Here is a 16,875-nt window from a genome sequence, read left to right on the forward strand (position 1 = left end):
CTAAATCAGGGATGAAAATCGAAAACTTCCATCCCATGATCCTATAAACTTATTTAACTATAATTCTAGCCGTTTCCCCTGTTTTCAAACTTTTGATAAAGTAACTTCCAGAAGCTAAATCAGAGATTGAGATGTCAGTCTCTGAACCAATCACATCTATTTGTTTAACCAAAAGTCCATTCATACTGAAAATAGCCAAACGATCCAATTCTGTACTTGATCTTAAAGTAATCTTTCCACTGGCAATGGTTGGAAAAACTAAAAACTCTCCCAGCTTTTTCCAGCGTCCGTAAACTGTTGCATTTTCCTTTTGAGTGGTACCGAAACCTGTTACTTCTTTACCGTATAGAGCATCAGCATACCATCCTAAAAATCGGTATCCTGTAGCTTGTGCTTCTTCTAAAACAAAAGCTGTTCCGGTCTGTACACTTGTTTTATTTGGATTAACGGCTCCAGATGGCAGATTCAAATAAGAAATACTATAGAATGTCGGCGGAATTACCTCATCTTTTTTGTTATTACCATCAACTCCCCAAAAAGCATAAAAGGTTTGATTACCTGTTGCTGTAATTGCAATTTCTTTAATCGAATTCGGTGTTGTTGCAGAAGCCGACCATCCGTAGAAAGTATAATCCTTTAAAGTTGGAATAGGCAAAGTCAATGCAGTTCCTTCTGTATATTCAACAGGAGTTAATCCAGATAGAGCCTTACCATCGATTGAATTCATATACGTAACCCCCGATTTCACAGCAGGTTTTGGATCTGGTTTATTATTACCTCCTTCTCCCCAAAAAGCATAAAACGTTTGATTTCCCGTTGCAGTTGCCGGAATGGTTTTGAGTAATCCTGGTGTAGTTGTAGAAACCGACCAGCCAAAGAAAGTATACCCTTCCAATTTTGGTGTTGGTAAATTGGTTACCGCTCCTTCCATAAATTCAGATGGAGATAATGTAATGGCTTTTCCGTCTATCGAATTCATATAATTAATTAGTGAAAACTTAGCATCTGCTTTTAACCATCTTGGATCTCCAATTACTCCGCCTTCCAATGAAGCTTTCGCCAAAGTAGAATTTTTAGAGAAGCTAAAATCTCCCGTAACAGGATTTGGAAATGAGAGTGATAACAATCCTAAATTATTAATTGTTTTAATATTAGTTTCAGTAACCGTAACTGTTCCTTTAACAACTTGTGAAGTTACTCCAACCAAAAGATTATTGTCTAAAACTGCTTTTCCTGCACCACTAGCATGATTGGAATTGAACATAAAAATCGGTTTTGGATTTTCACGTTCGTCCTGCATGATATTGTTTTTGAAGGTATAAGTCGAAGTATTGCTGTACTGATTATTGATAAACACAAAACCATCCTGACTTCCCGAATTATGAATGGTATTATTTTCAATCGTAACATTTAAGCTTTCATTAACCGCATCTTTTTTCTGAAGCATTATAAAACTATTTCCTTTTTTGTAATTAAAAACTGTTGAATTTTTAATTGAAATCGTATTTACAATATGAGAATCAGGCTGAATAAAACTCGCGCTTTCTGAAGCTGTTCCATCAACAATACAATTCTCCAAAATAATTTTGGAAATTGGATGATCGCTCGCGCCTTCCGTTGCGAATAAACTCTGTTTAATCCCTTTAATGGAAGCATTTTTTATTTCAAAAGCCGATACTCCAGAACCATTTTTAAACTGAAATACATTCGAATAAGTATTCGTTAAATCAAAATCAACTCCTGAAAAACTGAAACTTCCTGAAAAGATTTCTGCTTGATCAGATGAAAATGAACCTGCAAACACTGGTTTTGCATTTTCGTCAGGAACGAAAGTGTATTTATGATTTTTAACTGCAAGTGCTGCACTTGTGGTATAAGTACCGCTTGCCATGATAAACTTAGAACCATCTTCTGCGGCGTTGTATTTCTCCACAAAATTCTGCGGATTTACATAGACATCTAAACTTCCGTTTTGAACCGCTGTAATGTGATTGACCAAACTATTGATATAAACTTCAATATTCGTATAAATGCCATCAACTGTTTTTAAATTTCCGTCGGCCGCACTGGCAGGATTTAATCCTTTTTCGGTTTCCCATGTATCAGGCATACCGTCTCCATCTGTATCTACAGGAGCTGTACCAGTAGGCAGAACTGGCCATCCTCCAGTTGCCGATGGTGTATCAATATAACCGTTTGTACTTCCGTTACCTCCATTCATAATACTTGCAGTACCAGAACGGGTATCATCTACGGCTCTTTTGTCAACAGCATCTCTAAAAAGATTGGCTCCAGCATTATCAAGAACTAATTCGTAAGCTTTTGCTGCACTATGAGTGGTTATTTCCCCTGGCGCATGAGGAGCGTTCAATTTGATTGCTGCTTTATCGGCATCACTTACCGGAAGCTGACTTCCATGAAACTGACTGTAAACCCCGTACGTCCAGTTATCTTGTGTAGCTCTTTCAGAACCTACCACATAATTTCCATCTACAAAATATTTCCCCCAAACTCCATACAATGGTGAAGTCGTATCTAAACTTCTTCCTGTAGATAAAATACGTTCTTTGGTAGAATTCGAAGTTCCAGGACCTGGTTTCCAATAATTGTTAACCAAGTTTACATTCATTGCATCTCCTCCATAACAGCTGTTTCCGCCCCAATTATAGATTACGTTATTACGAATATCAACTAAATCGGTTTTTGCAAAAATATCATTGGCATATTCTCCTAGTCTTGGATTTCTACTATCATGATGTGCTAACAAATTATGGTGGAATGAAGCATTTTTACCTCCCCATACACCGCCGTAACCATGAGCTCCTTTGGCATGAACAGAGTTTCGAAGGCTTTCAGAAATAATGCACCATTGAAGCGTAAAGTTTTCATTTTGATAGAAAGAAACACATTCATCTGTTGACCAGCTCATCGAACAGTGGTCTACAATGATATTTTTCTGAAAACGACCGCCTAAAGCATCATTTTCTACATCATGTGTATCGCCCATTCTAAAACGTAAATAACGCAGGATAACATTATTTCCTCTTACTTTAACATTGTAGTCTTTTAAAGTAATTCCACCTCCCGGTGCGGTTTGTCCGGCAATGGTAATATTATCCGTAATATTCAATTCGCTTTTAAGTGCTATATTTCCAGATACTTTAAAAACAACAATTCTTGGCCCAGCCTGATTAATGGCTTCACGAAGAGAACCTGCTCCAGAATCATTTAAGTTGGTTACATAAATCACTTTTCCGCCACGACCTCCAGTTACATATTTTCCATAACCTTCTGCTCCCGGAAATGCTGGAATTGTTTCAGTACCTCCGCCAGTCGCTTCTTTCTTAACTTCGATTTTTCCTTCTCCTATAAAGAATTCCGGATTCGTTGTTTTGTCGTAAGTTCCTTCTTTAAATTCTACTCCGTTAATAGTTAATTTTTGAACATTTAAAATAGTGTTTAAAGATGCTTTACCGTTTTCTGTCATAATCAAATTTAAACTAGAACCAGCCGCTCTTTCATGGCTGAAAATAATATAATTGTCCTGACCAACTTTAATAGTTCCTGAACCAAAAGCATTCGCCGAAGCCCCTTCAATTACAGTTGGATAATTTAAGGCAGGAAATTTGGTGCTTTTTTGCGTCACATCCCAAGTTCCGATAAACTCGCTGTTATCTCCTTTCAACAATAAAGTACCTGTATTCGCATTCACTCCCTGACCTGTATTTAGCGGAGAAACAATTCCATTTCCTGAAATCGGCCCGCTTAAAGTCATTATCGTTTGATTGGCAATACCTGATATCATTTCGAATTTTACATTACCCGAAATAATCATTGGCGCTTCTAAAGTCATTCCTGCTCCACTGGTATTATAATACACACGCGTTCCTTCTTTAAAAGTTAGATTTCCAGTTGATTTATGAGCGCCTCTTAATCGAAGTGTTCCTGCTCCGGAGAAAGTCATATCGGCTGGAAAGACAGTTGCTGTTGTTTCTATTTCTTTCGTACACGAAACGGTCTTACCTGCAGCAGGCATTTCTGCAGGATTAAAATTTCCGGCGTTATCCCAGCTTTTATTTACAGCGGCTGTAAAATCATAATCAAAATTAGTTGGAGGTTTTACCTCGTCCGGTTTATTATTTCCGGCTGTTCCCCAGAAAGCATATAAAGTCTGATTTCCTGTTGTTGTAGCTGTAATTTCTTTAAGAGAATTTGGAGTTGTCGCTGCTACAGACCATCCGTAAAAGGTATAACCGTTTAAAGTTGGTACTGGCAATGTTAAAGCTGTTCCTTCTGTATATTCAACAGGAGTTAAACCTGCTATTGTTGTTCCATCAATTGAATTAAAATACGCAATAGAAGATTTTATTGCACCACCAATCGTCATACTTATACTGCTTACATCGCTCAATCCGCCGTATTCATTGGCCGATTGGATTGTATAGTTATAAGTTCCTGCTTTTGTATCGGTATCTGCGTAAAGTGCATCTGTAGTAATAGCTATGATTTTACCTTCTTTGCTGATAACATAACACATGGCATATTTGTTTTCATCCCATTTTAAAGTATTCTTTTCTGATACCACAAGATTAGAAGGTTTTGTAACTTGTTCTACTATGGTACGCGGATCCCATTTATCTGTACCACTCAATACATTTTCTATCGTAAATTCATCAGCCTGAGCTTTTGTCAAAACTGGATTGTAATTTCCTGTTTTTGAAACGCCGTCAACAGTAAAGGTATTGGTTCTGTTATCGGTATTAACAGCAATTCCGTTTCCGTTTACACTGTTGTATTCTGCGAAAAGTGCTGGATACGTTCCCATATTTGCCCACCCTAATACATTTGGTTCGTTGATCATTTTGGTATTCAGATAAACCGCTCTAGGCGAATTCTGCCACGGACGGCCTAAATAATAACTTGTAGCTGCAGTGATTGTATTGTTATTAAAAATATAACCATATTGAGTTGCGGCATCATGATTAGGTGCTACGATATAACCCGAAGCAACCGAAACCAATTTACATTCTTCAAACCAATGTGTTCCGCCTCCGCAGATAAAATCCACATCGCCTTCAATAGTAGATTTGTAATAGAAACTTCTTTTTCCACCTGTAACTTGAGTATCTTGTTTACTTCTCAAACGAACTCCGTTATACACATTTCGGTCTCCTGCCGGATTCAATGCTGGTCTTTGTCCCGATGTTGTGATTCCGTCTTTGTGCTCAATGGTTACATTTTCCATATATAAATCATTGGCTTCAATAGAAAGAACAGCATTTTTGATTCCCCAACCTGGATTTCCCTGTAGAATTACCTTATCCTTAGATTGCGCAATTAAAGAAACATTGTTTTTGCCTGATGGAAGTTTCAATACAATGTCCTGCGGATTTGTTCCGTCTCCACCCAGATTATAAGTTCCGTTTGTAATCAGTACTAGAAACCTCGAAGCCGAATTATTTGGTGCCAAATTAAATGCCTCTGCTATAGTTTTGACATATTTTTTTGATGCAACCTGTTCGTCTGTGGCATTGGCATCAACAATCAAATCGAAATTACGTTTAACAGGAACCGGTTTTTCCATTGTTTTGAAGGAAAGACTCAAAGCAGGCCCATCATTTCCTGAAAGATCTTTTATAAATCCTGCCGGTATCGTAAAAGTATATTGTTTGTTATACTCTAATCCGAAATAACTGAATTTTACTGTTTTATTGATAAATTCTGCGGTTAGATTTTTTCCGTTTAAAACAGCTTGTCCCGCACCAAACTTAACTTGTTCGTTATAATTCAGAATGATGTTTCCATTCGCTCCAACTGAACTAGCTAATTCAGCAGGAAAAGAAGATTCTAAAACTGGAGCATTCGTATCCACTACCAAAACCTCATCGGCTTTAATCATTAAATTGGAGATAATAGTTGCAGTAACATCAACAGCAGAGCCATGTTTTGGTCCATTAATGTTAGGAAACCATCTTAAATAAATTTTTTCTTTTCCTTCTGCTTCAGCAGGAAGAATTCCGCCGATAGAAGTGATCGTATTCGTGTTTATAGTTGTTAATGCCGAAACATTCACAAAATTTACTCCGTCTAATGAATATTGGAAAGTCCATTCGTCAGCACCATAATAATAACCTAGTAATCCCGATGCAACGTTTATGTTTTTATATCCTACTGTAGAAAGTGTCGTCATAAAATAATAGAAATTCCCTCTTTCGGTATTCCAGACACAAAAACCGTTTTTTCCTCCTCTGTTCTGCAGTCTTACGTTTGGAGCTAGAACATTATCGGCAACATTATATGCCATTAATTGAGGACGGTTTTCTATTTTAGAATATAGTTCCGCTACACGAGGATTCGCATACTGATCGGTTTTGAAAGTCCATCCCGCAATAAAAGTCTGATTCGCAAAAGTTCCGATAACCGTTTGGTTTTGATTCATCACTACAGAAGTATTTAACGACGTAGAACCATCCGACCAATTACTGAACTTCACGATATCATTTTCAACTGCCGTTATGGTAACATTTGTACCGTTTTCATATACCGAAAAAGCCCCGTCTTTACCTGCTGGAGCAATAGTATAATCTCCAAGACCAAAAGCTCCGTTTGTATTTACGGTTAAAGTATAAGTGGAAACAGCATCGTATTCTGCAATTAAAGTCGCATCGGCATTTATGGTATAAGTTAACGGATTGGCAGTTGAAACTACTGCGCCTTTATCATCTACCCAATGTTTGAAGTTATAACCGAAGTTTTTATTTGCTGTCAGCTTAACTTCAGTTCCTTTTATAAAAGTAGTTCCTGCAGGATTCAACGTAATTGTTCCTGCTGATGACGGACTAACACTAGTAGTCAGTTTATGTGTTACAGCATTTGGATTATCTGTTACTTTTTCGAAATAATCAAGATTGAATAAATATCCGGTATTGGTAGGATGTTTAAAAAGGAACACCAAATCATAAGTTCCTGTCGTGGGCTGAATTGCCACAGAAAACTTCTTATAATCTGTAAAACTTGTACTTCCTGAAACGGTAGCCGTTCCAATTAAAGTTCCTGTATCTGACCCTAACCTCATTTCGATTGTTCCGCCCGTTGCTCCCGCGGCGGCAATATCAAAACGCGTTACGAATTCAGTAAAATTGACCGCATTAAATTTAATCCAGGTATTGTTTTTAATGTAGCCTACATTTCCTCCTCCCGAAAGAGAAGCATTGGTTTCGGCCCGTGCTCCGGAAGCCTGATTAAATTTTTCGGCTTCAATTCTCTCAATAGTCTGAGAAAACCCCATTACTGTAAACAGTATGAGGAAAAGATGAATAAATTGTTTTTTCATTTGGTTTAAAGTTGGTTTTAGTTAGTAAATAGTTGTCCAAAGGACATTTTATCTTCTCTTCCTTTTGACGGTTTTATAAAATTTTAAATTGTTAGTTGTAACTATATTTTTTTTCTACCATTAAGATATTAAGAGAATTAATCTTTGCTTTGTGCTAAACCTTAATTCTCTTAATATCTTAATGGTAAGAAGAAAATTAAGCTTTATGCAGAACCTTAATTACCTTAATCCTTTAATGGTAAAACCTCAATTCGGCTTCCAATCTTTGAAAATTGCTTTCATTGAATACTCCTTTTTAATTTGTTCCGATGAAAGCTGATGCGACCAACTTACTCTTTTCTCGATATCTGCTCCTTTTCCTGTTGATTGATATTCGGCATAAAAAGCGGTCTTTTCTGCTTCTGGTTTTCCCCAATTATGCCAGCCCAAAGGTTTTATATGGGAATCCATTTCGCATTTTATAAAAACAGTTCGGGCATAATTTCTCCAAGGTCTTCCTAAGAAATAAGAACTATCTCCTGAACTGGTTGTTAGTTTGCAGTCTATAAATACAAACCCGTATGGATTAGATTCCGGTGTGTTTGCGGCAGTGATATAAGAACCTCCTTTTTTGGCGAAGATTTCACATTGGTCAAAAATGACAATTGAGCCTCCGAAAATGAAATCTGTCGTTCCTTCGATATAACAATTCTTATAGTATTGTCTGCTGTTACTTTCTCTTGGGTATAAAGTATCCTGAAAACCCAGAAACTTACAATTATCAAAAATGATTCGGTCTCCGTCTATTCTTACTGCAACAGCTTGTCCGACTGGACCTGAAGAATTTTCAAAAGTGATGTTCTGCGCTTTAAAATCGTTTCCTGTAACAATAAAACTAGCCGATCCTGAAGTTCCGATTGTTCCTTCAGTACCATTTGACTTTGAAGCATAATCATCATAAGTCAGAATCACTTTTTCATTGCTTTCCCCAATCAAGGTAATGTGATTTTTATTTAAAGGCAATTCCAGTTTTTCTTTGTAAATGCCATTTTTGATAAAAATTCTGGTTTCAGTCGTTTTCAAAGAAGCAACCGAGTTAAATGCCTCCTGAACCGTTTTAAAATCTCCCGTTCCCTTGGCATCCACTACAATATCATATTTAGATTTTACTTCGTCTGTCTTAATTCTATTAGAATCACCATCTAAAGAAAAATGGAAAAAGAAAACTACCGTTGTTAGAAGGTTTATCATAGAAATCTTTTTTAATTAATTTTTACTTCATTTTTAACCGCTTCTAAGACTTTTACATCTTTATCCCAAATCATTTTTCTGCCTTCGCTATTTAATGTAATATCCTTTGTAGCTGCTCCGCCAACCCAAAACATTTGATTTTCCCCAGTCGATTTAAAACCTTCAATATTTACATTCTGACTATTCGAAAAACTAACCGCAATTCCCGGTTTATCCAATCTTAAATCCAAACCTTTGAATTCGATTTTACTGGTATAATTCATCTGAATGCCAACATCTGCACGGATAACCATATTCTCAAACAAAATACCTTCAACAGGCATTTCCGGAATTCCCATAATTTTCACAGCCTGAGAAGCACCGTTTACCGAAATGTTTTTGAAGTACATATTTTTGAATGCAGGTGTTTCTTCTGAAACCGGTTCTTTTGCCACTGCTACTTCGCCTGTATTTTTATCTTCTTTCAACGATTTTCCGAAATAATATAAATTGAAATTGATGGCATCTGTCGGAATATTATTCATTCGAATGTCTTCCATCCAGATATTCTCCACCACTCCGCCACGCCCGCGAACCGATTTAAAACGAAGTCCGCAGTCTGTTCCGTTAAACGTCAGGTTTTTGGCATAAATATTTTTAACTCCGCCCGACATTTCGCTTCCAATGGTAAAACCTCCGTGTGCGTGATAAACGACGCAATCTGTAATTACGAACAGTTCTGTTGGTTTTCCTCGTTCTCTGCCTTCTTTGTCTTTTCCTGATTTAATACAAATCGCATCATCTCCAACATCAAAACGGCAATTGGTTACCGATCCGATTCGGCAGGATTCTAAATCCAGTCCATCGCCGTTTTGAGAATACCACGGATTACGAATCGTCAAATTCCGTAAAGTAAGATGTTCACACATTAACGGATTGACATTCCAAGCCGGAGAATTCTGAAACGTAACACCATCTAAGAGCAGTTTTTTACAATTCACAAAATTGACCATAACCGGACGAAGTGCTTCTTTATAAGGCTCCATATTTTCTACCGTTTGTTTTTTAGGCAGTTTGTCTCTTTCTTCATTTCCCAAATATGCTCCTTTTGAAGGATACCAGATTTTACCGTCTTTAGATAAAACACCACTCGATTTTACCAATTCGTCCCATTGTCCGGCAGTCATTTTTCCAATTTTGACTGGACGCCATTTAGCACCATTTCCATCAAAAATGCCTTCTCCGGTAATGGCGATATTTTCCAGATTAATTCCCATAATAGGCGATTCGCAACGAATGACTTTACTGCCTTCAAAATAAGATTCAATCAGTTTGTATTGTTTTAAATCACTTGTAAAAGAAATAAATGCACCATTTTGTGTATGGAGATTTACATTGCTTTTCATTTTTATCGGACCCGTTGTCCATAAACCTGCCGGAATTAGAACAACGCCTCCGCCAGATTCCGAACATTTGCTGATTGCGTCGTTAATGGCTTTGGTGCACAATGCTTCAGTATTAGGAACTGCACCAAAATTGACAATATTTAAAGTGTCTTTTTTAAACGTCGGAATCTGTATTTCAGGCATTTTGAACGGAATCTTCAAAACGGAACTTTTTCCAGTAACATTTGAAACTACTTTCTTTTGACTTACACAAGACAAGGCAGTAAAAAGAAATACTGTTATGAAAAGTTTATTTTTAATTTTTATCATAATCAATTGTTGTTTTGGGAAACATTATTTTTTATCTAAAACTTTTTGCAATTCTATACCCGCCATAATGAAAGGGCCAACTGCTTTTGCATCGTCATCTCTGATGGGTTCCGAAATGTAATATTCAAATGAGCCGTCGCGGTCTTTGGGATTCTTTCCTCCTAATCCGGCTACGGCACAGCATTTCGTTATAGAAATAGTTCCATCCGGATTTTCTTTGATGAACTCTTTCTGAATTCCGTTAAAACCAATTCTAGCTGACTTCAGAAATTTTTCCCCTACGTACCCTTTGTTATACGCCTTCGCGAAAGCATACACAAACATGGCAGAACAGGTCGACTCCAAATAATTCCCAGTTCTTCCAGGCTGATCCATAACCTGCCACCAAACTCCTGTTTTCTTATCCTGAGCTTTTAGAACAGCTCCATAAATCTTTTGAAGAATTTTTATTAGATCTTTTCGTTTTGGGTGATTCTCAGGAACAAAATCTAAAATATCGACCAATGCCATACAGTACCAGCCTTGCGCCCGTCCCCAAACATGTGAAGAAGTTCCAGTAGTTTTATTTGCCCAAAACTGAACTTTCTTTTCGTCATAACCATGAAAGTTCAAACCGGTTTTAGGTTCGTAAGTGTGTTTCTGGATTAATTCTGCCTGTAAAACGGCATCATCAATCGCTTTTGGATCGTTGAATACTAATCCGTATTGTGCTGAAAAAGGATCTGCCATATAAACACCGTCTAGCCACATCTGCCAAGGATAACTTTTCTTGTGCCAATAACCTCCGTCTGAATTTCTTGGATGACCTTCCAACTGTTTATGAAGCATATCCATCGCAACTTTATAGCGTTGGTCTTTGGTTTTAGCATAAATCTCAAAAAGTATTTTTCCTGAGTTGATTAAATCCAGACTGTATCTCTCGAGTTCGTAACCTCCCCCTATTTTTCCGTCTTTATCAATAAGCTGTTCGGCATACGAAAGTCCGTAATCCCAATATTTTTGTTCTTTGGTATAATCATACAATTGCTGATTGGCAAGTGTAACCAATCCATTGGTATAATTCCATTTCGGAAATTTCACACCATCCAGGTAAACCGGATTTGGAACACGCTTTTGATCGGAATCGGCCATTTTCTTAACCCATTCAATTGGCGTTCTTTGGGATTGTCCAAATGAAACCAAATGAACCAACAAAGCGAGAAAACAATATTTAATTTTATGTATCATAACTGCTTAATTTTCTTCTACTCTAAACCAATCATAATCGGCATAACTGCTGTCGTTAACCGCTTTTGTTCCTGAGGCAAAAAGACCAATTTTAGCACCAACCCATCTTCCTGCACTTGGTTTAAAGGATTCTCCCAGTTTTTTAAAACTTTTACCATCAACACTGTAATAAAAAGTAACTCTGGCATCAAAAGGTTCTTTGTTCTGAATCATTTCTACTTTAGCACGCAGATAAACTTCTTTTTTGGTAATTGGAATTATTGCTATTTCTTTTTCGGCTTCTTTAGAAGTCCGTGCATTTTTCAGTGAACGTTGTACCAGATTTAGATTTCCTGTTTTGTCTTGTTCGATAGCGATGTAACTATAATCTTCGCCAAAAACAATCAAACCGGAATTGCTTACTCCTGCTTCGGGGTTATTTTCGAAAGTCAGTTTTGTGGTTGCCGTAAAATTAGCTCCCGGAAATTTTTGCAATAAAAGATTCGGCATCATCCACATCGTTTTGACATTCTCTTCACGCGGAATACAATTCAAACGCATAAATCCTAAATTGGCAGAAGACCAGCCCCAATGTTTCGCCGGATCCTGATTAGCCTGCCATTGCCATTGTAATCCCAATTGATGACCGTTAAACTCATCCAAAGAAATCAACGGAGTTGCAGGATAACTTTTACCTATATTCGGTTTTGTCCATTCCATAACAGGTTCACCGACTCCGTCTTTATTTGAATCAACTCCCATAATCGGCCAGTTGTCTTTCCATGTTACAGGTTGTAAATTCACAACACGTCCATAAGCCCAGCGATCCTGAAAATGGATGAACCAGCCGTCTCCATTTGGCGTTTCGACATAACCTCCTTGGTGCGGGCCATTCATTTCTGTATTTCCCTGATGCAGGACGACTTTAAACTCATAAGGTCCCCAAACATTTTTAGAACGCATTGCCAACTGCCATCCGGGTTTTACGCCTCCGGCGGGAGCCATTAACCAATAATAGCCGTCACGTTTGTACAATTTAGAACCTTCAACAGTGGTATGGCCTTTATGTCCGTCAAAAACCAAAGAAGGATTTCCAATTAATTTTGTACCGTCAACAGTCATTTCTGAAAGCATTAAAACGGTTTTTACATTGGCACGGCTTCCTGCAAAAGCATAAGACAAATAGGCTTTTCCGTCTTCATCCCAAAACGGACAAGTATCGATTATTCCCTTTGCTTCTTTAACCAAAACTGGTTTTTCCCAAGTCCCCGCAGGATCTTTGGTTTTAACCATATAAATACCAAAATCAGGATCTCCCCAATAGATATAATATTCTCCGTCATGATAACGAATGGAAGGTGCCCAAACGCCATCGCCATGACGGACGGTGCGATAATGTTCCACCGGAATTTGCTCCTGCAAAGCATAACCAACCAATTCCCAGTTAACCAGATCATTCGAATGAAGAATCGGAAGCCCCGGAATGCTGTTAAAACTAGAAGCGGTCATATAATATCCATCTTTACCAGCACATACATCCGGATCGGAGTAATCTACATGTAAAATAGGATTCTTATATTTTCCATTTCCTAAATCGGCATTCCAGCCTTGCGCTCCTGTTCCCAAACACCATAACAATGCTGAAGACAGCAGTAATTTTTTGATTCTCATTCGTATTCTTTTTTATAAATAATTCATTGATCTAAAAACATTTTGGTTTGTGGTATTTAGACCATCACAATTCTTTTTCATTAATTAAATCAGTACATAGAAGTATCCCCAACCACAAGGATACTTCCTGAGTACTGAAACCACTTAACTTAATTAACAAAATTTATGGCAACCATCTTGTATCTCCTACTCTGTTGGTCACAATTGGAGAATTAGAATCTTTGATCATCAGATTTCCGTTTGCCGGATCGACAAATAAATTCTGTGCACTCACTCCTAATTCGGTTCCCTGTATAGCAGAAGCTCCTAAAAGATAATTTGTTGTTGTATAATTATTACCATATGTGCTTGTTGTATTGGCTCCAATGGCCTGAATCACTTTACCGCAGGCAGAAGCTAACAATACATTTTTAAAGATCAGCGTAGATCCTACAGCAGACGGAATATTGATTAACGCTCTGTTATAAGCATAATCGTAAATCGTAATATTCTGATATTCCAAATGAATTGGATAAGCAGATGTGCCGTAATCCCAAAGGTTTTTAAAGTTTCGGTTCTGATCTGTTGTCTGATAGTAATCTCTCATGAAAGTACAGTTGGAGAAAACTGCTTTTTTCACATTGTCAGCTCCGGCAGAACCAAAGGCAAATGTTCCATAAGGCCCAGTGTGGCCTCCAACCTGATCAAACGTACAGTAGCTCATATCAAAATTTCCTATTTCTTTGTATTTACCATTCCCCTGATGTCTCCAGAAACCGCGTTTGAAATAATTGAAAACACAGTTATAAAATGTAATCTGATCAATCTTCCAGGCAGTTCCACTATTGAAGAAATAACTCGCATCGATAGTTTGATAGAAACGGATATTCTCAAAAGCCAGAGAAGACAAATAAGAACCTTCAGCAATATTCCAGTTTCCGTTCATTTCAATCTGAGGACGTTCTCCCTGAGTTCCTCCAGTCAATTTAAATCCTTTGGAGATGGTAAACGGAGTAATTTTAAACAAAGAACCTGCTTCAAGGAAATATTCTGTTCCTTCTGGAATAGTCGGGTCGTCGTTGTTTGTTCTCAAAATAGCATCTAAGTCAGCACCTTTTGCCACAATAATTGTAGAAGCTGAAGGCCCTGCAGAACGGAAAGAAACCTGATTGTATGGTTTATCGTAACGTCTTGGTTTAATATTGTCAAAAATGTTTAAGTTGTATAACGTATTTTTCTCCAAACCGGTTACTTTAGCTTCTCCTTTAGACATTTCATCGGCTGTTAATTTACGTCCGATTGCTGGAAGTTCTAATGACTGAGCCGGCTGTACGGAAATACTATCCACAGGATTTTTGGAAGAAACTGCCCATGTTACTGTAACATCTGTTTCGGTAATATTTACTCTTTCTACAGGATTTAAAATAGGATCAAATGGCGGGCGATCTTCTGTCAAAGCATTCGTATAAGCCCATTGCGAATTGTGTGCTCCGTTAATATGATTCGATCTTACTCTGATATAAAACTGTGTTTTATAAGGAATATCATCCATTAAAATCTGTGTATCTGTCGTAGTATAAGATTTATAAAGACTTTTATAATAATTGTCCAAATGCAATTCTACTGTATAAGAGGCCGCATCGTTTACTTTGTACCAAACCACAGCAATCGAATTGCTTTTTACCAAAGGTGCTGTAAGAACAAATTTTGGCTGAAATAAATCCTCTACGGGTTTATAGCGGAATTCGTCATTGTCACAGGATTTTAGTATTTCTCCAAAAACAATTAATCCGATAAGGGATAAAATGTAAATTAGTTTTCTTGAATTTTTCATGATTGATTCAATTAAAAATTAAAACCATAATAATTTTGAATGGCTCCACGATGATCTGTAATCACCTTTGATGGATAAGGACATAAATAACGCAACGGATTATTTGGTGAAACCGATGAAGCATTATTGTAGTTAATGAATCCTCTAAAACTCCATTTTATCTCATTTATCGGTTCGTAACTCGCCGTATCATTATTTAAGGAATACCAGCTTATCGCGAACGGATGTACGGTATAACCAGCAGGATTTGCCGTCAGAATTTGATTAATTCCCTGTATATCCAGAATTTTTCTGCTTGAGTTAGCAGGATCCGTAACTAATTTATAATAGACATTCCCTGGAACCTGATCGATTCCCGGAACATACGCTCCGTTAGCGACACGTCCCCAGTTGAATAATTTGTAATACTGGTTGTAGACCACTTCACTGTATTTATTCCAGCGCGCTAAATCGAATTTACGTTTGCTTTCTCCTCCAAACTCCCATTTACGTTCATCCATAATGGCTTTAAAGAATAATTCTGGCGAAGATTGAGCGTTTACATAATTATCTACTTTAGCTCCCCAATCCGCTTGTGCGAAGGCTCTTCTTCTCACACGTCTTAGACATTCTTTAGCGTCTTCGCGTGGACCAAAACGTTCGTTTACAGCTTCGGCATACATTAATAAAACATCAGCAAAACGCATCCAGGAATAATTGACTCCAGTTCCTTTTTCACTAGTGCCTCCCAAAGGGCTTGTCATGTATAATTTAGACCATTTTCCAACGGCTAAACGAGCTATGCCCAAACGCATTTCCTGATTTAAATTTAAATCGTAACCATAGGGAGCACAAGTAACATCTCTCCTTAAATCTTTATTATCAAATGAAAAAAGATATTCGCCACATAAACTTAGATTTCCAGAAGCTGATCCATAAGGATGATTTCCGGACGCAATAGGAATTCCGGCTAAATAACCGTATTCACCAGAAGAGTTTTTCAACATGGCGATAGAGAACATCACATCATCATTAACTGGAGTTTCCCAGTTGTTTTGTTTGATCCAAAACTCTCTAAAACCTAGTTTTAAATCGTGCTGTTTTCCCTGAATCACTTTATCTAAATACTGAATTGCGATATCATAATACTGCTCATAGTTTTTTCCTCTTTCCATGTGGCCAATATTCGCCGGATTGTTTTCGTCTGGGCGAAGTGTCCATCCACCACGAGTAAGAGCCAGTAAACCAATCAATCCCTGATTAAAACTTCTTGAAGCACGTTCTACACCATAGTCTAATTCGCTTGCATTTTTCATCAAAGGTTCAACTGATTTCAAATCGTCAATAAGAAACTCTAAAATGGTATTTCTATCTGTAACTCCCACAGCGAAGTTTTCATCTCCTGTTGAAGATTTAGTTCTAAAAACAACATCACCCCAAATACGAATCATATCCAAATAAACCATCGCACGGATTGTTTTTACTTCACCGTACATCTGCATTACATTAGAAGGCTGCGTTTTTGGATCTGTTTTGTATAAATCTGAGCTTTCGATTCCTTCAATAACATCATTTGCCATATTAATAATTTTGTACATTGCACTCCAGGTTGAATTTAACGTTGTCCAATAAGGTTTTGGATCGTAACAAGCAATGTCAGAACCGTTTCCGTTTACTGTATTGGTTCCAACACCAGCCATTTCCACATCGGTATTGGTATTAAAAACAAAAGCAATACGGTTCGAATAGGCATCTTCAGCAAGCATCAGTGTATAAACTCCTGCAACAGCAGACTGAATGTCTTTTTCTGATTTAAAAACTTCTGCCTGAGTAAAACCTGATCCAGGCTGTACATCTAAGTACTCTTCGCAACCTGTAAAAGTCAGCGCAAAAATCAACAGAAAACTTAATACTATATTTTTCATCATTTTGTGATTTAATTCGTTTAA

General features: G+C 37.4%; 7 protein-coding genes. All 7 read right to left on the bottom strand.

Annotation, left to right across the window (positions count from 1 at the left end; genetic code table 11):
- Window positions 1–49: 49 nt before the first annotated feature.
- On the bottom strand, window positions 50–7,333 hold the full coding sequence (locus BM289_RS18340; protein WP_091496244.1) for a pectinesterase family protein: 7,284 nt from the start codon (window positions 7,331–7,333) through the stop codon (window positions 50–52).
- A gap of 246 nt (window positions 7,334–7,579) precedes the next feature.
- Window positions 7,580–8,563: a pectinesterase family protein gene (locus tag BM289_RS18345; RefSeq protein ID WP_091496246.1), complete on the bottom strand. Its 984-nt coding sequence runs from the start codon at window positions 8,561–8,563 to the stop codon at window positions 7,580–7,582.
- Window positions 8,564–8,574: 11 nt separating this feature from the next.
- Window positions 8,575–10,257, bottom strand: coding sequence for a glycoside hydrolase family 28 protein (locus tag BM289_RS18350; protein WP_091496248.1), 1,683 nt, complete (start codon window positions 10,255–10,257; stop codon window positions 8,575–8,577).
- A gap of 24 nt (window positions 10,258–10,281) precedes the next feature.
- Window positions 10,282–11,484, bottom strand: coding sequence for a glycoside hydrolase family 88/105 protein (locus tag BM289_RS18355; RefSeq protein WP_208610265.1), 1,203 nt, complete (start codon window positions 11,482–11,484; stop codon window positions 10,282–10,284).
- 6 nt (window positions 11,485–11,490) lie between these two features.
- On the bottom strand, window positions 11,491–13,134 hold the full coding sequence (locus BM289_RS18360) for a glycoside hydrolase family 43 protein (RefSeq protein WP_091496250.1): 1,644 nt from the start codon (window positions 13,132–13,134) through the stop codon (window positions 11,491–11,493).
- Between the two features lie 163 nt (window positions 13,135–13,297).
- Window positions 13,298–14,947, bottom strand: coding sequence for a DUF5123 domain-containing protein (locus BM289_RS18365; RefSeq protein WP_091496252.1), 1,650 nt, complete (start codon window positions 14,945–14,947; stop codon window positions 13,298–13,300).
- A gap of 11 nt (window positions 14,948–14,958) precedes the next feature.
- The gene (locus tag BM289_RS18370) at window positions 14,959–16,851 is read right to left on the bottom strand and encodes a RagB/SusD family nutrient uptake outer membrane protein (protein WP_244165413.1); all 1,893 of its coding nucleotides are present in this window, start codon (window positions 16,849–16,851) and stop codon (window positions 14,959–14,961) included.
- Between the last annotated feature and the right edge of the window lie 24 nt (window positions 16,852–16,875).

It is taken from the genome of Flavobacterium phragmitis, from assembly GCF_900112575.1.
GTDB classification, from domain to species: domain Bacteria; phylum Bacteroidota; class Bacteroidia; order Flavobacteriales; family Flavobacteriaceae; genus Flavobacterium; species Flavobacterium phragmitis.

What these genes read in the sequence shown, in the direction of transcription:
- BM289_RS18370 (WP_244165413.1), bottom strand. Translation starts at nt 16,851, where the DNA reads ATGAAAAATATAGTATTAAGTTTTCTGTTGATTTTTGCGCTGACTTTT.
- BM289_RS18365 (WP_091496252.1), bottom strand. Translation starts at nt 14,947, where the DNA reads ATGAAAAATTCAAGAAAACTAATTTACATTTTATCCCTTATCGGATTA.
- BM289_RS18345 (WP_091496246.1), bottom strand. Translation starts at nt 8,563, where the DNA reads ATGATAAACCTTCTAACAACGGTAGTTTTCTTTTTCCATTTTTCTTTA.
- BM289_RS18355 (WP_208610265.1), bottom strand. Translation starts at nt 11,484, where the DNA reads ATGATACATAAAATTAAATATTGTTTTCTCGCTTTGTTGGTTCATTTG.
- BM289_RS18360 (WP_091496250.1), bottom strand. Translation starts at nt 13,134, where the DNA reads ATGAGAATCAAAAAATTACTGCTGTCTTCAGCATTGTTATGGTGTTTG.
- BM289_RS18340 (WP_091496244.1), bottom strand. Translation starts at nt 7,333, where the DNA reads ATGAAAAAACAATTTATTCATCTTTTCCTCATACTGTTTACAGTAATG.
- BM289_RS18350 (WP_091496248.1), bottom strand. Translation starts at nt 10,257, where the DNA reads ATGATAAAAATTAAAAATAAACTTTTCATAACAGTATTTCTTTTTACT.